We start from the raw sequence: 18,437 nt of genomic DNA on the forward strand, positions 1-18,437 counted from the left end.
AGCCATAATTTAAGCCGCGGTCAGCAGCGTCACAGCCTTAGGCTGCAACAAAGCCACATCAAACCGAGCCGTCACACGGATAGCCTTGGTGTCATAGTTCGCCAGGGTATCCTCGGCCACGTAAACCTCGCTGTCGTTGTCGCGGACCACGGCCACCCGGCTAAAGTCCACCAAACCGACACGGGCCTTACCCGACGCATTCGGAATGTGGTTGGTAACGATCACCGGCAGTCCCAAAAGCTGGAACGCGGTACCGTTCTGCACCGTCTGCGGGTCGATCACGTAACGCGCATCGGTGGAACCAACCTTGATTTTACGGAAAGCGGCGAACGTCGCCGGGGTCATCACCCAGTGAGTCGGCTGCACAAAGTTAGCCTGAGCCGTCGCCACCGCATCAATCAAAGAATCGACATCGGTCACGTCCAGAACACCCGTAGCAATACCGGACTGCCGGAAAATACCCTTAATGGTGTTCGATGCTCCGGTGCCGTCCCACATAGCAGTGTCGAGCGCGTTAGCGACATCGGTCACGAGGCGGGTCTTAAGCACGCTATCGAGACCAGCCACAGCACTACCACGCAACAGTTCATTACTGACCGGCAGCCACACCTTAATGGACTGCAAAGTGGACGGGAGTGCCGTTACCTCGTCAAAGGTCACCGAGCCATCGGAAATAAGTTGGCCCTCGCCGACAAACCCGGCGGTAGTACCCGACACAATGCGCGGGATACGAACCTGTTGGTTACTGTCGATAATCAGCGGGCCAGCACCCAAAAAGGTAGATACCTGTTCCAGCGGCTCAATAAGCAGCTTCTGTACCTGAGCCTGTAGCAGGGTTGAATTACCCGAAGTAGTTTGAATCGTCAATTTTATTCACTTGTCCTTATTAAATTGTTTGTTAAGTTGTTTAGCTTCCCGCCTCCCGGGCGGTATTTGTGTTTGCGCTCCTGGCGCTTAGCCGGTAACAGCCTCAAGCTGATAGGCGACGTTTTTGGGAGTGTTCCCGGTAATCGGGTGCGGGCCGTCCCACATTGGTCCGCCGACGACGGCGAACACTTGCCCGGATGCGCGTGTGATTCGGTCGCGGGCCCGTAGGTCGGTACCGGCTTTCACATACAGTTCGGGTGCTCCGCTGGCAGATTCCGCGCGTTGGCCGGTTGCCCTCGTGAATCCGTGCCAGGCGATCACGCCGACAACCTCATGGGTGCCGGTGTTCTCGCGGTTGCCGAACCTGTCAGTTGCGCCGCGGGTGACGGTGAGGGTTTCCCCGGCGATCACTTGCCGCCCCGCAGGATGCCCAACAGATCAACACCCGGATCGGCCCCGCCGCGCTTGCCCTGCCCGGCATCCCCGACGACGGCACGCTTCGCCCGCCCGGGGCGCTCAGCCAGCAACGCATCCAGCGCGGCCGTGAGTTTCGTGTCATCGTCCAAGTGCTCAGGATCAAACGGGAGATCGTCGGCATATTCCAACCGATGCGTCGATTCAACGAGGGCCCGGTGCAACCGCCGAGCGGCCTTGTCGGCCAGTTCCTCGGCTGCCTTGGTCCGGGCCCGCAAAGCCGCGTTTTCGTTCCGCAGCCGCCGCAGGTCGTCCAATGTCTTGGAATTGTCCGCATTGCCGTCTAGCTGCCCGTCTCCCGGGTTATCTACCGTCTCGGCGGTATCCGTATCCGTAGCGTCGGTTTCGTCATTGTCTGCGCCATCTGGGCGCGTTTCTGTATCACTCATGCCGCATAATCCCCCGTCTTATCATTGTGGTTAAGCATTAGCTCGGCGTGCTTACTGACCGCCATAGAAAACTCAGGATTAGCCGTCGCCATAGCGTCACGCTCGGCGTAATAGAGTTCCTTCTCAATTTCCGGTTCGGTGTACCCCAACCTGCGCAGCGCGCCAGACTTACTCAGAATCCCGGACTGGACAAGTTTGGTAACAGCATCAGATTCCGCCGCGATGCTGGTTGAACTCGGGTCGCGCCATTGCACAATCACCGGCACAACGTCTACTTGCGTGCGGTTCCGCACCGCGACCATGAGCCGCGCCACCTGTTCCCAGGACCGGCCAAACACGGCCTGCCGTTGTTCCGCCCGCGCAGTAAGTGCCGATTCACTGGCCCTAATAGCCTCGGATGAACTGGGATTCTCGGTCGTAATTCCGCACATATGCGCAGGCAATGCTGATACGGCCATGATTTGACCGAGCCAAATCCTTACCGCGGCCTCATACCCGGACAGATCGGCACCGGGAAGCTGGCCAAACGCCGCCTTTTCCGCCTCGCTGATCATGGCCCGATTGCCCTCGGGAATAGGGTTGACCGCTTCCATAACGGGTTCCCCGTCGTCACCGATGACAGGCTCATTATTGGCGTCGAGCAGCGGCTTTTCGACCAGCTCAATACCCGTCGCCCACCGTCGCGGCCGGGCCGTGTACTCCTGCGCAACAGCCAAACCGCTTAGCGTGGCGTTAAGGCCGTCCACCAGCGGGATAATGTCATCCAGCTCAGAATGCCCATCACCAAGAATCCACTTTTGATTACGAAAACCGACTACCGGCACAACACCCAAAACATGCGGGATAGTTTCGATAAGTTCAAACGCGCTACTAGCCGCGCCCGCAGTAAGTGCCCGCCAATGTTCTAAACGATCCGCCAAATACACCATTGCATGAGTCTCGGTCTTAGTGGTCCACCGCTTAACTGCCGCGGTAATCTCCCGTGTCGCCGGATCATAAATAGCGGCCACCTGCTTAGGGGACTCAATCGAGACAAGCGGCGACCCGTCCGGCCGCGCCCACACAATCGCGTAAGCATCCCCGTACGTCAAAGCCTCACGATGCAGATTAACCGCAAGCTGATCGAGATTATTGGCCAGCCAATCGTCCCAAACATCTAAACCACGAAAACCAGTCACCTTAAGCCGCTCAGCCAAACTAGACACCGCAAGATCACACAAGTTAGTGCCTATACGGTTCAGCGACGGCAACGCAATACGCGCCTCCGGGCTCAAATAAGCTAGCTGTTGGCGGTTAGTGGCGTATTCTTCCAATTCCCGATAATAGTGTTGCGGCCCGTCGAGCTTCTGCAACAAATCCACCAATAGTGGAGAAGTCATATGTTTTCCTTACTTTTTCAGTTGCGCTAAGCGGCGAACGACCACGCCCGTTTACGCTTAGGTTTCTGCGACGCTAACCACGATGCCCTCGAATGAGCCATCATTAACGCCGTACACAAGTCGATTTTCCCGGCCCGTTTAGACCGCGAAGTTTTAGCCAAACGCAAACCCGTACCGGTATCCAATACCGTCGCATTCAGCACATGACGCCTAAGGTCCGCATCGCCAGAATGTGTGAGACGACCGTTAACCGCATCCGAATACAGATCGGTAGTCGCCGCTGTCTGCCGCGACGGTGATTGCCGAAACTCCACCATAGGGATGCCCTCGACCGCCAAGGCTTGCGCTGAGCGGGTCCAGAGATACGGGTCGAATGCAACCTCGCGCACCCGCCACCGCTTACAAGCCTCACGTATGGCCTGTTCCACGTCCAGTACGGGCACCCGCCATTCGTCATTATCCGGCGGCTTCTCCCACACACCGAGCGTGTCAAAATGCGGTACCCCGGCCACGGTGCCGACAACTAGCGCAGTGCTGTCATCCTTAAGCGACCCGTCCAGGGCCAGGACCACATCAGCCCCGTCCGGGATCGCACCCGCCACGGCAAGGCCGTCCCACACGGCCGATTCCAGAAACGGAGTCTCGTTAACGTCAATCGGCTGGCACAACCGGGCCCGCCTAAAGTGTGCCTCGGTCATCTTCGGCGGCAACAGGGCCCGCAAAGCATCCCTATGCAAAAAGTCATCTAAGGCCGGATTGGCCAGCTCCCAACAATGCTCACAACCCGGCGAATGATCCTCAAACCCCGCCGCGCTGAACTCCTTGTAAACCTGACTGGTGTCCTCGGGATGCTCAATCGAATATGCCCGCAGCCGCGCCAGAACACTATCCGTGTTAGTACTGGGAGTGCCGATGCCGATAAGGGTTGATCGTTCCTGCTTACCCTGCGCTAGGGCCACAACCTCCCACGTTTCCGGGAGAATACGGCCGATCTCGTCGCAAATGGCTAGGTGGTAATCCAGGCCCTCAAGTGACGCCGGGGACGCCGGTAGGCACTGAAAAGTGCCGCCCCGGCCCGTCTCTATACGTTCCTTAAAGACCTGTACTCGCTTTTCGAGTTCCGGGTGCAAAGCGACCATGCGGGCCGCGATACCGAACACAATCCCGGCTTGGCGTTCATCAACCGCCGCCACAATCACCGACGTACCGATATCGCCCTCAAGTAGGGCGTACAGGGCGTACACCGCGCACAACGTCGATTTACCCTGGCCTCGTGGTAGACACCACCCCGCAATACGAGGTTGAGTCTCGGCGTCCATTACCGACCCAACGAGGTCGAGCTGCCAGTCCCGCAGTTTCATCGGCTTACCGGCCCCGGTGCCCTTAGGTACCCGAATGAAGCGCTCAACCCAAGCGGCGAAACGGGCCGTACCCGATTTCGTGGACCGGAACGGAAGCCGTGTTGAGTCCAAAAGTTTGGGACGGCTCATAAGCTGCCACCCCCTTATGAAGTTGTAAGCGCTGGTCAGCGCATGTTTTACTAGTATTTGGTGCCCTATCGCGCGGCTCCGGGCTGGCCGTTCGAGTAGCCTGGACGGCTTAGCTGGGGTCACTCCCCACCGGCTGCGTCGGCCACACTGTTTCCGCAGGTCAAAGCCTTTTTGGTGCTTAGCGTTAAGGCTAAGGTTTGTTTGCTGCGGGCTGTCGTTAGCGTTGCGCTTAGCGTGCTTAGCCGCTGGTCACGGCCTTAGCGTTGGCCTTAGCGGTGTTTGTGCAGGTCAGGCTCAGCCATATCGGATTGATACTCCCGGTGCGGATCGCGCACACCCTCACTGTTGGCTTGCGTAGAAGCGCGCTAGCCGTTGCTTACGCCGAGTGATCGCATCGAGTACCTGCTTACGTTCGGCGTCGGTTGCTCGGTTGCCGCGTGATCGGTTACAGGTTCGGCATAGGACGCGCGTGTTAAGCGGTTCCAGTGCCAGGTCTGGTCGTTCGGCCAGCGGGATTATGTGATCGCATTCGAGCGTTTGGGTACTGCCGCAGCGTTCGCAGAATGGGCTGGCTTTTCGTTGTTTGGTTGAGAGTTGCCGCCAGCGGTGGTCGTATCCGCGTTCGGGTGCGGTGCGTTTGGGTTGCGGTCGGCATGGGCCGCATCGGCTGCCGCTACCTATGAGCTTTCCGCAGCCAAGACAAGGCCGTTGTATGCCGCTCACCATTCCCGCGGTTCGCGGCCCGCGAGGTAATCGCTATGTGCGACCAGTGCGCGGCCGACGTACTGCGCGCTCTGCGCGGTCATTGCGACGGTCAACCCCTGGCCGTCTGCGAGTACAAGACCGAGACCGATATATGGCTGGTCGTGGCTGTCGGTGTCTAGTGAGAACTCGAAAGCCTCGGGAGTGATTGTGTTCATGGATTAGTGTCCTGTTCTGCTAAATCTATCAGTGCATTGCACACGTTGGTTAGGTCGTCTTTGCCTAAAACCATTCGGGTGTGTTCACCGTCTGCTAGCTGTCTGCTGATAAAGGTGGCACCCGTTCGTGTGCGGTTTATGCGGTATGGGTTGCCGCCGTCTGCGGCGGGTACCTTAACCCTCACGGTTGATTGGATACCGTTGCGGCGGGGGCGCTACTCGGCGCATCCGTGCCTTAGCCGGTGTCCGTGCCGTGGGTGGCCGGTAAGTGAGTTGGGATAGTTCTTCTGGTGTGAGGTCCGTTAGGACTATGCCGGTTATGTGGCCGTCGTGATCGCGGACTGTTTGCAGTGTTGACATTGGTTCCCCCCGTTTTACGTCTGTGCGGCGTTCTAAGCCGCAATAATTGGTTCTGTAGGCAATCCCACTAGGGTTACCCTGTTTGTGTCTTAGGATTGAAGCTAGGCCGCTTTAATCGCTGGTTCCTAGTATCCGGTCGGCGTGCTCCCGTAGTTCTAACCATTCTTGCCTAGACATGAGTATTGCGTGGCCGCTCTGACTCACCACAATTCCCGGACGGCCGTCCTGGCGCTCTTTCACGTTGATATGCGCCCGACGCTTACCCGTATCAGTTCTAACCTTCATCGTCGTATGCCTCCCAGCTAGAAAAGTCTTGGTAGTAATCGTTGTCGTATCCGTCTGCCGGGTACGGCTCACTGTCGGGCGGTGCCTCGCTCCTCAACATCTCTTTGAATTGGTCGATGGCCGCATAGGTGGCGGCGTCGTCCTGTCCCTGATTTTTTTGATCGGTCGCGTCCGGTGTGGTCACGTCTGGTGACGTACCCGGCTCACGTAACCACGTACCCGAAGAAGCGTCCGAAGAAATACCCATAGAAGAACCCATAGCGGTAGACAGTGGAGTCACCCCTAACGGTCTGCATTGTCTACCCTGGCGGTCTCTAGAGTCACCCCTACCGGTCTCTATTGTCACCCCTGAATCACTAGGGGTGACTGTGCTGTCACCTCTAATTTCGGGCATCACCAACCGGTATCGGGCTGAGTGCCGCCGGTCCGCATCCCGCGTCACCCACAGCAGGCCGTGCGCAACCGCCGCAGCCCTGGCCCGTGTGACCGTCCTAGTCGTCACACTCAACCGCTTTGAAATAGTCGCATTATCTCGCCAGGCATCATTACCGTTTTGGTCGGCGGTCGCGCCGATATCCATAATCACCAGACGTTGATCCGCCGGGATATCGGTAGCCTGCCGCACCGCGTCCATCCATGCCAATTTGCTAAAACTCATTCAATTGTTCCGATCTGCGCCTAAGTTGGCGCTATCCAATCAACCCCCTAAAGGGGTTCCCTTGTGCCCGCCGAAGCGGGCCCTACTAACTTGCCGCAGCGCAGCGGGAAGTAACCCGACCACCCCGCAACGTCAGCGCCCGCTGATCGGCCAGCCACCGATCCAACGCGCAACGCTCATACACAACCCGACCATTCAACTTGAACGACTGCGGCCCAATGTCCAGACTCCGATACCTGCGCAACCCGCAGACCGAAACACCCGTGTACTGTGCCGCCGCCGTAATTGACAGCAACTCACTTTCCATAATTTTCCCCCTCTGAAATGCAGAAACGCACCCAAGGGTGACGCTCAGCGTCCGGGTGCGAATGATTGGTTTGACCTGCTTTTGCGCATGGCCGTTGTGCCCTTAGTGTATCGTTACTAATTGCCACATTCGGGCACGGTTAGTAATTACTAACTATTTTTGCGCATGGTTGTTGTGCCCTTACTTTATCATGATTAATTGCACATTTTTTCGCAGTTAATCATGATTAAGTATTCTTGCGCAGATTTGTCCAAACCAAGCGTAATTTGATTACCCGATGGATATCTGTGGATATTCGATTGTTGTCACTGTTGCCACCGGTTAAGCGTTGGCGAATTGGTCATCGAGCCACGCAACCACATCAGCGCGCCGATACCGCAGATTCTTACCGATCTTGATTGCCTTAGGGCCGTAGCCCTTTTGCCGCCAGTAGTAGGCGGTGCCTTTGGTGATGCCAAGCATTTCGCAGAACTCGGGAGAGTCGAGAAGGTCAGTCATTTGGTGTAATCTGGTGATAATTAGGTACCGCCCTTTTGGCGATATCCGTGAGTGCTCCGCCCCTATTCGCGGTCACCATATTTAACACTCACTGATTCCCACATTACCGGCCAAGTGCCCGAAATCGAAGGGATACACTCGAAAATGTGTTCGACCTGCGATTATGCGACGGTGGTCGCCTTGTCCATCGCCGCCGCAAGGTTGTCGAAGTCGTCCGGCAGCATGTGCGAGTAGACCCGCAACGTCGTCATAGGGTCCTTGTGCCCGAGCATCCGCTGCACCACCGTCACCGACGCACCCTCTGCAAGCGCCAAGCTCCCCGCAGTGTGCCGAAAAGTCTTGGGAGTCACATCGGTAAGACCCGTTGCCCGGCAAGCCTTGTCGACCCGCCACGCCACATAGTCATTGGTCATCGGCCCGCCATCGGGCCCCGGAAACAGGTAGTCATCACCCGCGCGGCCCGCCATCACGTCGCGCAGAGTGTCGGCCAGTGCCGTCGTCAGGATCGGCACCATGCGCTCCTGACTGGTCTTAGTGGTGTCCTCGACCAAGCCAGCGCCGGTCACCTGAGCAACCCCCTTGGCCACATGGATACGCCGCCGCGTCAGATTCACATCGGCCACCCGCAGCGCCGCAAGCTCTCCGAACCTCATGCCCGTGTAGCCCAGCGTCAGCAGGATCGGACCGAACCCCTCATCGGCAGCGGCCACCAACGCGGCAACCTCGTCGTGACTGAGCGCCCGATCCCTCTTGCTGACTACGCGGGGCAGCTCCACGCCCTTAGCCGGATTGGCCGCTAGGCGCTTAGTGCGCACCGCGAAGTCGAGCACTTGGCTTAGCCTCCCGTGCGCTTGCACGGCACGCCTTGCTGACAGCGGCTTGCGCTTAGCGTTGGTGTCGGCGTTCTTGCTCCGGGGTTGCCGCGCATCTTTGTTTGTCGTCAACCACGCCACCCACTCCTGTACGTCGGCGTGCGTGATGTCTGACAGCTTCACGTCTCGCCAGCGCGGAAGGATGGTCATATCAAGTAGGGAACGGTAGCCAGCAGCCGTCGACTGTTTCCACTTGGGGCACACCGCCGCGAACCACTCCTCGGCCACCGTCCCGAACGTGGCCGACGAACTCTGCTTGTCTACGTAGGTGCCGATATGAAACTCGGCGCGAACCTCGTTCGCCTTGGCCTCGGCGTCGGCCTTGCGGACAAAGCTCGCGGTCTCCTCGTTGTTGTTGTGTACCCACCGGGCCAGCCAACGTCGCCCCGAGTTGTGTCGGCTGGTGCATACGAGGGTGCCCGGTTTGCCGTGCTTGGCGTCGGTACACCAGTCGGCGTCGGTCTCGTCGGGGCGCGGCTTGCGGTGCCAGCGGTCCTCGACTCCTGCGCGGTCCTTGCGTCGGGTGGTCGCGCGTTCCTCGGCGGCGGTCATACGGCAAGGGTAGCGCTCTGCGGACTGATTGCGGACTGACTGCGGCGTGTCAGTCGGACTCGGCAGAGAAAATAGTGCCTGACCTGCTCAGAGAAGCGCCCCCGGCAGGAATCGAACCTGCGACCTAGGGATTAGAAGGCCCTTGCTCTATCCAACTGAGCTACGGGGGCTCATCTCTGCGCGCCCATGCTAATGGATGATCCGGCCCGAACCGGTGCTCGATCCACCGCACGTCGGCGAAGTTCACCGGCAATCAACGACACCGCTGCCGGACGCAGCCGGGTTCGCACGGTTGTCGATGATCGCGCCGAGGCGTAGGGTTTGAATCGGTTGAGTTCACAGCCGCTGCATATGTCGAGTTGACATCCGGGCGGAACTCGCGCCCCCGGTCGGTCGGCATCACCGCAGTACGAATACACGTATTCCGACTGATGGAGTGACCATGGCTACCATCTCACCGATCCCCGCCGTGGCGGCGGGACGCCGCCCGACGGCGTCATTCACGACGACGTGGCTATCGCCGGGAACCGCCGTGATCAGCGTCTTCGGCGAACTCGACGCCGCCAGCGCGCCGGAATTCGACGCCTACGCCGATCGCCACACCCAGCAGGCCGACAAGATCGTCATCGACCTGTCCGGCGTCGCGTTCTTCGGAACATCGGGACTCACCGCGCTGTCCGCATTCGGCGAGCGCTGTGGCACCAGCAACGTTGCGTGGAGCCTTGCATCCGGACGCGAGGTCGGCCGATTGCTCGAAGTATGCGACGTGGACCTGCCGGCGCACCGGACGGTCACCGCCGCCCTTCACGCCGTGCGGTCCAAGACCACCCGGTCAGTCAAGCTGATCACGTAGTTTCTGCAGCGACCTGGCGAGCAGCCGCGACACATGCATCTGCGAGACGCCGATGCGTTCGGCGATCTGCGTCTGCGTCTGGCCCTCGAAGAAACGCAGCAGCAGCACCGTACGGTCGCGCTCGGGCAGGGCGGCCAACGCCGGCCGTAGCGTCTCCCGGTTCTCAACCCGCTCCAGCGCGGCGTCGAGGTCTCCGAGGGAGTCCCCGATCGACGGTGCGTCTTCCTCACCGCCACCGCCGCTTTCGATGGACACGGTGTTATAGGAACTGCCGGCGATGAGACCCTCGACCACTTCCTCGCGGTTCATGTCGAGTTCGGCGGCGAGTTCGGAGGCGTTCGGCGCCCGACCCAGCTTCTGGGACAGTTCGGCACTGGTCGAGCTCAACAGCAGGTGGAGTTCTTTGAGCCGACGCGGCACCTTGACCGACCAGCTGTTGTCCCGGAAATACCTTCGGACCTCGCCCATAATCGTTGGGACGGCGAACGATTCGAAATCCGAACCGGCATCCGGATCGAACCGGTTCACTGCATTGAGCAGCCCGACCCGGGCCACCTGAACGAGATCATCGTGGGCTTCGCCGCGACCGCCGAAGCGCCGAGCTATGTGGTCGGCCAGCGGTAGGCAGCGGGTGACGATCCGTTCCCGCTGTTCGGTGTGGGCGGATGTGCCTTCGGCCATACCGCTCAACGTGCGGAACATCGGCACGACATCCGCATATTCCGAGGTCACTGCAAGTGACTCGCTCGCCTGGTGAGTAGGGATATCGCGGCGCCCCCGGCCTGCTCGGCCCCGTCGCGCGGCGGCTGCGTGGTGACCTCGTCGACCAGTGAACTCATCACATGCCAGCTGAAGGTGCCGGGTGCGACGGCGGCGCCCCCACCGTGGTTCGTCGACGCGGTGATCAGCAGTGCATCCTCGCGTGGATCGATGACCAGCAGCAACTCGGCGTCGGGAAGCGCGGCGCCGATCAGCGCCGTACACGCCTCATCGACGGCCAGGCGCAGATCCGCCACCGCGTCCAGGTCGAAATCCTCGGAGGTGGCGATGGCGGCCACGACCGCCCGCACCGTGGCGAGGTTCTCCACCCTGGCCGCCACCTTGATCTCCACCGACCGCGAGCCCGGACACGGCGGAGTCGCGAAGAATTCCTCGTGTCCCATCAGACCTCCAGAGATTTTGTGGACACCCTACTCCGCTCGCCCCTCTCCGATCGTTCTGCGACGCCGCTCCGGTCAACTGTTCGGGGGTTGCCGAACCTCGTCGGGATGCTCCGCATACCAACGGTCTTCAATCCGTCGCACGCGCCGGTGCTCCAGCGCGAGCCAGGCGAGGCCGATGACGAACCCGACCGCGGCCGACCCACCCAGGATCATTCCGATCCCCGCCCGATAGGTCGCAAACGCCACCAGCGACGTCACGAACAGCACCAGGGACACCGAGAGGACGGCCAGCGCCGGCATGTTCCCGGTGTCGGTCATCGTCTCACCGGCATGCGGCCGGGTGGTCCGCGCGTGGTCGACGGGATCTTCGGATGTCTTCATCGTTGGTTCCTTTCGCTTGGTTGGCGGCTTCCTTGGTTGGCGGCGAGGTCAGTACCAGTACCGGCGGCCGGCGACCGGGCGGCCGACCATGCCGAGCAGCCAGAAGGCCACGCCCACCACCAACAGCACAACCCCGAGTACCCACAACACATAGATGCCCAGCACCCACCCGAGAATGAGCAGAATCGCTCCGACGGCAATCATCGTGACCTCACTTCCAGTGATCGTTCAATTCGCAACATGACAAACGTGACTACTGGCTCGGTTCGGGCAGCCGGCACTCACCTGCCTGCGGGTTGACCCCCAGGTAGTTGAGGGGCCCGGCGATGACGGTGACTCCGATGTCGGCAGCCACGGCGCAACTCGGCGCTCCGGCACCGAAGTATCCGCGCTGCCATACTGCGAAAACGCCTATGAGCAGCCAGATCAACACAATCGTCCCGGCAATCCGCGAGATCCTCATGGGCAGCGGGTACCCGTCACGCCGTCATCCAAACCTAGAACCAGGATTCGTAATTACTGGGAGATAACAGGTTTCGGAATCCGCAGGAGCGGTTAACCCGTGATCATGAGCAATTTCAACCTGAAACCCAGAATTGTCCTTCGCGCTGCACCCCTGCTGGTCGCGGGTGCTGTGGTCTCGGCGGTCAGTGCGGCTCCGTTTGCCGCCGCGAGTTTCACCGAGGCGAATCTGCTGCCCGGCACCATCACCACGACGCACAGTTCCATCGAATTTCCGCTGGATCCCGGCGGCGGCGGCTGCGTCGGTGACCACTGCGGCTCGGGCGGAACCGACAGCGGTCCCGGCGGCGGCGCCGGTGGGCAGGGCTGTGTCCCGACGGCCGGCGGAACCGCCTGTGGTTCCGGAGGGGTCAACGGCGGCCCCGGCGGCGTTCCGGGCGGACAAGGCTGTATCCCCGGCGTGGGCTGCGGCTCCGGGCACGGCTGATCAGACCATCACCGCGGTGGGGCCACTCAGCACGAGTGGCCCCACCTTTCTTGCGCCGTGGCCGTTTCGGACCGGCCCATCGGGGGTATATCCGCACGGTATGACCGCCAGCACAACAACTTCGCCCGCTCGACTCGACCAACCCCGTCTACCCACCCCTCGTGGGCCGGTATCGGCGATGGTGGTCGAGGCGTTGACCCACCCCGCCGTGGACACCGTCCCGCGCGACCCCGCACCGGGTGAGATCGACCCGTTCGGCTCGGATCTGCAGCTGGCGCTCACCGTGTGCTACGAGCTGCACTACCGGGGATTCGCCGGCGTGGACCCGGAGTGGGAATGGCACCCCGACCTCCTGCGGTTGCGCTCGGGCATGGAGCGGACGCTGCTGTCCGCACTGCACCGGGAAATTGCGCCGGTGGACCCTGCGACCACGGTCGCCGACGAGTTGGCTCGACTGTCCGCCGAACCGGTCCACGGCTCGGGTGTCAGTCATCGGTTGCGCGAGCGCGGTACCTGGGCGCAGATGCGCGAGTACTTCGCACACCGCTCCATCTACCACCTCAAGGAGGGCGACCCGCACGCCTGGCTCATTCCGCGGCTCGCCGGTCCGGCCAAAGCGTCCTTCGTCGCCGTCGAGTTCGACGAATTCGGCGCCGGCCGGGCCCACCGGGCGCACCACCGGCTCTTCGCCGACCTGATGGGCGCGGCGGACCTCGATGCGCGCTACCTCGGCTACCTCGATGCGGTTCCCGCGACGTCCCTGCTGGTGGTCAACCTGATGTCGCTGTTTGGCCTGCACCGACGGCTGCGCGGTGCGGCGGCGGGGCAGTTCGCCGCGATCGAGATCACCTCGTCGCCGGGTTCGCGTCGCATGGTCGATGCACTGCGGCGGCTGGCGGCGCCGGCGGCCTGCGTGCATTTCTACGCCGAGCACGTGGAGGCCGATGCGGTGCACGAACAGGTGGTCCGCCACGAACTGATCGACGAACTGCTGCGCACCGAGCCGGACCTGGCCCCCGACGTCATCTTCGGTATCCGGGCGTGGGAGTTCACCGAGGACCGCCTCGATGCCCACCTGCAGCGCAGCTGGGACCGCGGGGACGGCTCGCTACGCCGTCCGCTTGGGTGATCGGTGGCTGGTATCGCAGAGCGGGTAGCAGCTCGAGCGACGGCAGGTGCACAGTGCGACCACGAACCGGTCCGACTCGACGGTTCGGCCGTCGGGCAACTCGATACACACCGGGCCGTCCACCAACACCGGACCCCGCTCCACGATCCGCACGCGCGTCGGGACTCTCATGGCTTGTCCGCCCGGATGACCACCAGACGCTCGGTGCGGCGGCCCGGCGCCAGTCGCCCCGCGGACTGCAGCCCGTCCGCCACGGAGAACAACACCGGACCGAAGGGGATGGTATGTGCAGCAACAATTTTCGCCTGGAGACCGGCGTCGCGGAGCCTTCCCAGTGAATCGTCAATACCGGCGTACTCGGACTGGACGACGAGCAACGTCCCCCCGTCGCTCAGCATCTCCGGCGCGGCCGCGCACAGCGGGTCGAGAACCCGTCGGCCGTCCTCACCGCCGTCCCAGGCCTGCCGCGGGCCCGCCCAAGCGGGCGGCGCCGGTTCATCCGCCTCGGCCGTGACGGGCACATACGGCGGGTTGCACAGCACCACGTCGAAGGGGTCGCATTCCAGTGCGCGGGTCCACGAGCCGAGTCGCACCGTCACTTCGGCACCGTCGGCGGCGATATTCGCGCGGGCACATCGCACGGCGCTCGCCGAAATGTCGAAAGCCGTCACCGATTCCGCACCCATTCCGGCGGCGGCCAGCGCCACCACCCCGGTGCCGGTCCCGAGGTCGGCGACCCGCCGCCCGTTCATGTCTCCCATCGCAGAAAGCGCGTCGATGAGCAGGTGTGAATCCTGCTGCGGCCGGTAGACACCGGCGAAGGCGGTGGTCATCTGGGTCCTCTCGGTCGATGACCCTCTGTACCCGCCGGCGCGCAACGGTAAACATCGCCCGGCCGCTACCGTTGGCCGGCGACCCGCCGATGCGCGGTGAGCAGCAGGCGGTCGAAGACGACCCGGGACGGCAGCGTCTCGCTGTAGTCCAGGCTCGCGAAGTCCGCGACGATCTGTTCGGCCAGTGGCCGCAGCTTGGTGTTGGTCTCCTGCGACCGCCACCGCAGCAGGTCGAAGGCCGCCTCGGCGTCTATCCCGTAGACCACCATCAACATGCCCTTGGCCTGTTCGATGATGCCGCGGTTCTCGGCGATCTCCGCGACGGCATCGCTGACCACCTGCTGGTGGACATCGGAGATGGCCGGTGTCACTTCGACGTAGAAGCCCTGGGTGCCCACGACGGCGCCGTCGTCGTCGAACAGTTGGTCCCCGACCACCACCACGTGATGGACGACGCCGGCCGTGTCGATGATGCGGTGCCGGGTGCTGAACGCCGCCCCCGTGCGTCGCATCGCCTCCAGCGTCGAGGCCACTTGGCGACGGTCCGCGGGGTGCTTGTGCGAGAGCACCAGCTCGGTGGTGGGTTTGGCCGTGCCGGGGGCGTAGCCGTGCATGCGTTCCACCTGCGGTGACCACTCCCAGCGTTCGCCGTTGAGCAAAAACCGGAACCACCCGACACGAAGCGGCTCGCCGCCGGCCAGAGCGTGCTCGACCGGGGATTGCGGGCCGGGCCCTATCGCGTCGTCCGCCATGGTTGCCCCGTGGCCCTCCCCCTCGACCGCGGTCGGAGCGTTGTGCCCGACACCCGAACCTGCAGCCTACGACAGTTTCGGACGTCGCCTATTTACTAGGACGCACGGTCTCGGTAAAGTCGAGTTACGGACTCCGCTACCGCAAGGAGGCAATGATGCCGCCGGTCTCGGCACCTGCGACCACCCACGACCCCGATTACGACGCGCTGCTGGCAGTGCTGTCCGCCGGGTCGGTACGGCGCAACTTCAACCCGTACGACGACATCGACTGGGACGCGCCGCACATGGCGATGTCCGCCGACGATCCCCGCTGGGTGCTGTCGAAGACGGTGGACTCCCTGGGAGCCACCGCCTGGTACCAGAGCCAACCGCTGGAGCGCCAAATCGCGATCGGCCGCTGGCGCACCATCAACACCGTCAAGGTGGGGGCGGCGTTCGAGAGCATTCTGATCCGCGGCCTGATGGCCTTCATCATGGGCCTGCCGAACAACTCCCCGGAGTTCCGCTACGCACTGCACGAGATGACCGAGGAGTGCAACCACATCCAGATGTTCCAGGAGCTGGTCAACCGATCCGGGGCCGACGTACCGGGCATGAGCCCGTTGTTCCGCCGCATGGCCCCCTTCATCGGTCTGGTCGGCCACATCTCACCTTCGGCGTTCATGGCCGGGATCCTGGCCGGCGAAGAGCCCATCGACCATTTCCAGAAGGCCCTGATCCGCGAGGGTGCCGATATCCCGCCGGCGGTGCTGCGCACCATGCAGATCCACATCGCCGAGGAAGCCCGGCACATCTCCTGGGCGAACGAGTTCCTCAAGACCCACTGGTCGCAGCGCTCCTGGCGCTTCCGCGCCTTCGCCACCGTCGCGTTCCCGGTGTTGCTGCGCTACCTGGCCTTCGAGATCATGACGCCGCAGAAGAAGGCCTTCATGGCCGAATTCGACATTCCCCAGTCGGTGTTCCGGGAGGCCTTCTGGCGCGGGCCGCGGGCTCGCCAGATCATGGCCGGGTACTTCCCCGAGATGCGGGCGCTGGCAGGCGAACTCGGGTTGATGAACCGCGTCGGACGCCGGATCTGGAAGCTCTGTCGCATCGACGGCGATGCCGCGCGCTATCGCAGCGCACCGGATCGCGAAGCGATTGCGATCTCCTGATGCCCCACGTCATCACGCAGTCCTGTTGCAGCGACGCGTCCTGTGTCTATGCCTGCCCGGTCAACTGCATCCACCCCACGCCGGACGAGCCGGATTTCCACACCGCGGAGATGCTCTACATCGATCCGCAGGAGTGCGTGGACTGCGGCGCCTGCGTCACCGCCTGTCCGGTCGATGCCATCCGGTTCGACGGATCGCTGGCTCCGAACGAAACGCTGTTCGCCGAGCTGAACGCGGACTTCTACCGCGACGGCCGCGACCGGCCGCTACTCGCTCCGCCGGTGCCGGCGCTGCGGGTCCGCCGCGGTCAGGACCTGCGGGTCGCCATCGTCGGGTCCGGACCCGCCGCGATGTACGCCGCCGACGAGATCCTGACCATTCCCGGTGCGCGAGTGCGGATCTACGAGCGGCTGCAGACACCGTTCGGTCTGGCGCGCTTCGGCGTCGCACCGGACCATCAGCGGACCCGCGGTGTGCTGCGTCAGTTCGATCGCATCCTGGCCGATCCGCGGGTGGAACTGGTGCTGGGCACCGAGGTCGGAATGACCATCACGCACGACGATCTGCTGGCGTCCCACCACGGCGTCATCTACGCGGTGGGCGCATCGGCGGATCGCGCGCTCGACATCCCGGGCGCCGACCTGGCCGGTGTGACCTCGGCGACGCAGTTCGTCGCCTGGTACAACGGCCATCCGGATTTCGCCGACCGTCGATTCGATCTGTCGGGATCCCGGGCGATCGTCATCGGCAACGGCAACGTCGCCCTCGACGTCGCCCGCATCCTCACCATGGACCCGGACCTGCTGGCGGACACCGACATTGCGCCCTACGCACTGGATGCGTTGCGCGACAGCCGAATCGAAGAAGTCACCGTCGTCGGGCGACGCGGGCTCGAACAGGCCGCGTTCACCGTCCCCGAACTGATCGGCCTGTGCGCCACCCCCGGCGTCGACGTCGTCGTCGCCGAGGAGCAGCTGGGGATTCTGCCCGCCGACGACGCCCGCGCGGTTGCGCTGCGCGGCGCCTCTCGGCGCGACGGCAACCGCCGGGTGGTGTTGGACTTCCTGCTCTCACCGACCGCTCTCTCCGGCACGGAGTCAGTGCGCACGATGGAATTCGTCCACAACGAGCTGATTCCGGCGGCGGACGGATCGATGCGGGTCAAGGCGACGGGCGAGGGTCACACCAAGGAGGCCGGGCTGGTGCTGACGTCGATCGGCTACCGCGGCCGGCCGGTGCCCGGGTTGCCGTTCGACGAGGCGACGGCCACGGTCCCCAACGACGCGGGCCGGGTCATCGGTGCGCGCCGCGCATACGTGACCGGCTGGATCAAGCGCAGAGCACGCGGCTTCATCGGGACGAACAAGTATTGCGCGCAGGAGACCGTCCGCTCCCTGATCGACGACTACAACTCGACCGGCTGAGACGACAACGGGTCCGGCCCGCCGGCCCGGGTGGTCAACGCAGCGATCATCGAGGCGAACGGCTCGTCCGGGGCGATCTCGACACCGGCGGCCCGCGCCGCCCCGTCCAGCACATACCAGGCGTAGTCGGCCAGGTCGGCGACGATGTCCTCGCGCGAGCATTCCGGTGCCGCACCGCGGATCCAGGCCGACAGGGTGGCCTCCACCATGGTCACCACGGCGAACGGCACGGACCGGAAGGGTGCGTCGTCGGCGTGTAGTACCTGCGCCACCGAGGCGATGATGCCCTCGGCGTGCGCGGCGATCCGCTGCTTGAACTGGCTCAACGCATCCAGCGAGCCGTCGCTTTCGAAAATCGGTCCGCGCCGCACGAACTCGTCGAGCCGCGAGTGGTCGCGCATCCAGTCGGCAACGGCGGCGACGGTGCGACGCAGGATCTCCCGCAGCGAGCCGTCGGAGAGGTCGAGGTTGTCTTCCAACACGGCCGCGAACTCGGTGAAGATCAGCGACCGCATCCGCCGTTCGAGTTCGTCCTTGCTGCCGAACTGGCGGTACACCACGGATTTCGCCAGGCCGGCGCGGCGCGCGACCTCGCGCATCGCCAGATCCGCATCCGCCGGGCCCTCCTCGAGCAGCGCGATCGCCGCCCGCACGATCTGACCGCGCCGCTCGCTGTTGTGCTGCTCCCAGCGCGCCTCATAACCGCTGACGGCGGCGGCTTCCGGTGCGATCGACACGGTGTCCAGGG

The 18,437-nt window shown here is 63.0% G+C and carries 24 protein-coding genes, 1 tRNA gene and 1 pseudogene; 5 read left to right on the forward strand and 21 right to left on the reverse strand.

Annotation, left to right across the window (positions count from 1 at the left end):
* Nucleotides 1-9 precede the first annotated feature (9 nt).
* From G6N16_RS16930 to G6N16_RS16980, 12 genes and pseudogenes are all read right to left on the reverse strand, one after another.
* Complete coding sequence (locus G6N16_RS16930) at nt 10-867, reverse strand: phage major capsid protein (RefSeq protein ID WP_083031421.1); 858 nt, start codon at nt 865-867, stop codon at nt 10-12.
* A gap of 87 nt (nt 868-954) precedes the next feature.
* Nucleotides 955-1,278 (reverse strand): hypothetical protein, encoded by a 324-nt coding sequence (locus G6N16_RS16935; protein ID WP_083031423.1) that lies wholly within the window; start codon nt 1,276-1,278, stop codon nt 955-957.
* Entirely contained in the window at nt 1,275-1,730 is a 456-nt protein-coding gene (locus tag G6N16_RS16940) for a hypothetical protein (protein ID WP_083031424.1), read from the reverse strand. Before G6N16_RS16940 ends, G6N16_RS16935 begins: the two co-directional genes overlap by 4 nt.
* On the reverse strand, nt 1,727-3,109 hold the full coding sequence (locus G6N16_RS16945) for a phage portal protein (RefSeq protein ID WP_083031426.1): 1,383 nt from the start codon (nt 3,107-3,109) through the stop codon (nt 1,727-1,729). The genes G6N16_RS16940 and G6N16_RS16945 overlap by 4 nt, the downstream gene beginning before the upstream one ends.
* Nucleotides 3,110-3,135: 26 nt before the next feature.
* Nucleotides 3,136-4,599: a terminase large subunit domain-containing protein gene (locus G6N16_RS16950; RefSeq protein WP_083031427.1), complete on the reverse strand. Its 1,464-nt coding sequence runs from the start codon at nt 4,597-4,599 to the stop codon at nt 3,136-3,138.
* Between the two features lie 339 nt (nt 4,600-4,938).
* On the reverse strand, nt 4,939-5,325 hold the full coding sequence (locus G6N16_RS22155; RefSeq protein ID WP_083031429.1) for an HNH endonuclease signature motif containing protein: 387 nt from the start codon (nt 5,323-5,325) through the stop codon (nt 4,939-4,941).
* On the reverse strand, nt 5,319-5,519 hold the full coding sequence (locus G6N16_RS16960; RefSeq protein ID WP_083031430.1) for a hypothetical protein: 201 nt from the start codon (nt 5,517-5,519) through the stop codon (nt 5,319-5,321). The genes G6N16_RS22155 and G6N16_RS16960 overlap by 7 nt, the downstream gene beginning before the upstream one ends.
* Nucleotides 5,520-6,153: 634 nt before the next feature.
* A complete protein-coding gene (locus tag G6N16_RS21850) occupies nt 6,154-6,348 on the reverse strand; it encodes a hypothetical protein (protein WP_083031432.1) in 195 nt (64 codons plus the stop codon).
* Between the two features lie 273 nt (nt 6,349-6,621).
* A pseudogene (locus G6N16_RS22160) lies at nt 6,622-6,822 on the reverse strand (helix-turn-helix domain-containing protein); the annotation flags it as partial.
* Between the two features lie 628 nt (nt 6,823-7,450).
* Nucleotides 7,451-7,627: a helix-turn-helix transcriptional regulator gene (locus G6N16_RS16970; protein ID WP_083031435.1), complete on the reverse strand. Its 177-nt coding sequence runs from the start codon at nt 7,625-7,627 to the stop codon at nt 7,451-7,453.
* A 161-nt stretch (nt 7,628-7,788) separates the two neighbouring features.
* Nucleotides 7,789-9,051 (reverse strand): tyrosine-type recombinase/integrase, encoded by a 1,263-nt coding sequence (locus tag G6N16_RS16975; protein WP_083031436.1) that lies wholly within the window; start codon nt 9,049-9,051, stop codon nt 7,789-7,791.
* A 96-nt stretch (nt 9,052-9,147) separates the two neighbouring features.
* Nucleotides 9,148-9,221, reverse strand: a tRNA-Arg gene (locus G6N16_RS16980).
* A gap of 272 nt (nt 9,222-9,493) precedes the next feature.
* On the opposite strand from G6N16_RS16980, the gene G6N16_RS16985 reads away from it, so the two are divergent.
* On the forward strand, nt 9,494-9,904 hold the full coding sequence (locus G6N16_RS16985; protein WP_133052942.1) for an STAS domain-containing protein: 411 nt from the start codon (nt 9,494-9,496) through the stop codon (nt 9,902-9,904).
* Here G6N16_RS16985 and G6N16_RS16990 read toward each other — a convergent pair.
* From G6N16_RS16990 to G6N16_RS17005, 5 genes are all read right to left on the reverse strand, one after another.
* Entirely contained in the window at nt 9,884-10,606 is a 723-nt protein-coding gene (locus G6N16_RS16990; RefSeq protein ID WP_234805881.1) for a SigB/SigF/SigG family RNA polymerase sigma factor, read from the reverse strand. The genes G6N16_RS16985 and G6N16_RS16990 overlap by 21 nt on opposite strands.
* A 26-nt stretch (nt 10,607-10,632) precedes the next feature.
* Entirely contained in the window at nt 10,633-11,067 is a 435-nt protein-coding gene (locus G6N16_RS16995) for an ATP-binding protein (protein ID WP_083031439.1), read from the reverse strand.
* Nucleotides 11,068-11,139: 72 nt separating this feature from the next.
* A complete protein-coding gene (gene usfY, locus G6N16_RS17000) occupies nt 11,140-11,448 on the reverse strand; it encodes a protein UsfY (RefSeq protein ID WP_083031441.1) in 309 nt (102 codons plus the stop codon).
* A 48-nt stretch (nt 11,449-11,496) separates the two neighbouring features.
* Complete coding sequence (locus G6N16_RS21560) at nt 11,497-11,652, reverse strand: hypothetical protein (protein ID WP_165756834.1); 156 nt, start codon at nt 11,650-11,652, stop codon at nt 11,497-11,499.
* A 49-nt stretch (nt 11,653-11,701) separates the two neighbouring features.
* Nucleotides 11,702-11,911, reverse strand: a complete 210-nt coding sequence (locus G6N16_RS17005) for a hypothetical protein (RefSeq protein ID WP_083031442.1) — start codon at nt 11,909-11,911, stop codon at nt 11,702-11,704.
* A gap of 105 nt (nt 11,912-12,016) precedes the next feature.
* On the opposite strand from G6N16_RS17005, the gene G6N16_RS17010 reads away from it, so the two are divergent.
* Together G6N16_RS17010 and G6N16_RS17015 are read left to right on the forward strand one after the other, a co-directional pair.
* Complete coding sequence (locus G6N16_RS17010; protein ID WP_083031470.1) at nt 12,017-12,397, forward strand: PE-PGRS family protein; 381 nt, start codon at nt 12,017-12,019, stop codon at nt 12,395-12,397.
* A gap of 100 nt (nt 12,398-12,497) precedes the next feature.
* Nucleotides 12,498-13,526 (forward strand): iron-containing redox enzyme family protein, encoded by a 1,029-nt coding sequence (locus G6N16_RS17015; protein WP_083031444.1) that lies wholly within the window; start codon nt 12,498-12,500, stop codon nt 13,524-13,526.
* Here the strand turns inward: G6N16_RS17015 and G6N16_RS17020 are convergent.
* The 3 genes from G6N16_RS17020 to G6N16_RS17030 form a co-directional block, all read right to left on the reverse strand.
* Nucleotides 13,506-13,697: a CDGSH iron-sulfur domain-containing protein gene (locus tag G6N16_RS17020; RefSeq protein ID WP_083031445.1), complete on the reverse strand. Its 192-nt coding sequence runs from the start codon at nt 13,695-13,697 to the stop codon at nt 13,506-13,508. The genes G6N16_RS17015 and G6N16_RS17020 overlap by 21 nt on opposite strands.
* A complete protein-coding gene (locus G6N16_RS17025) occupies nt 13,694-14,359 on the reverse strand; it encodes a HemK2/MTQ2 family protein methyltransferase (RefSeq protein WP_083031447.1) in 666 nt (221 codons plus the stop codon). The genes G6N16_RS17020 and G6N16_RS17025 overlap by 4 nt, the downstream gene beginning before the upstream one ends.
* Before the next feature lie 65 nt (nt 14,360-14,424).
* Complete coding sequence (locus G6N16_RS17030) at nt 14,425-15,111, reverse strand: PAS and ANTAR domain-containing protein (protein ID WP_083031448.1); 687 nt, start codon at nt 15,109-15,111, stop codon at nt 14,425-14,427.
* A 155-nt stretch (nt 15,112-15,266) separates the two neighbouring features.
* Between G6N16_RS17030 and G6N16_RS17035 the strand changes: the two genes are divergently transcribed.
* Both G6N16_RS17035 and G6N16_RS17040 read left to right on the forward strand, forming a co-directional pair.
* Nucleotides 15,267-16,265, forward strand: coding sequence for an AurF N-oxygenase family protein (locus G6N16_RS17035; RefSeq protein ID WP_083031471.1), 999 nt, complete (start codon nt 15,267-15,269; stop codon nt 16,263-16,265).
* Nucleotides 16,265-17,689, forward strand: coding sequence for a 4Fe-4S binding protein (locus G6N16_RS17040; protein ID WP_083031450.1), 1,425 nt, complete (start codon nt 16,265-16,267; stop codon nt 17,687-17,689). The genes G6N16_RS17035 and G6N16_RS17040 overlap by 1 nt, the downstream gene beginning before the upstream one ends.
* Here G6N16_RS17040 and G6N16_RS17045 read toward each other — a convergent pair.
* Entirely contained in the window at nt 17,671-18,426 is a 756-nt protein-coding gene (locus G6N16_RS17045; protein ID WP_110810874.1) for a TetR/AcrR family transcriptional regulator, read from the reverse strand. The genes G6N16_RS17040 and G6N16_RS17045 overlap by 19 nt on opposite strands.
* Between the last annotated feature and the right edge of the window lie 11 nt (nt 18,427-18,437).

The sequence above is a fragment of the Mycolicibacterium insubricum genome (assembly GCF_010731615.1).
Taxonomy (GTDB): domain Bacteria; phylum Actinomycetota; class Actinomycetes; order Mycobacteriales; family Mycobacteriaceae; genus Mycobacterium; species Mycobacterium insubricum.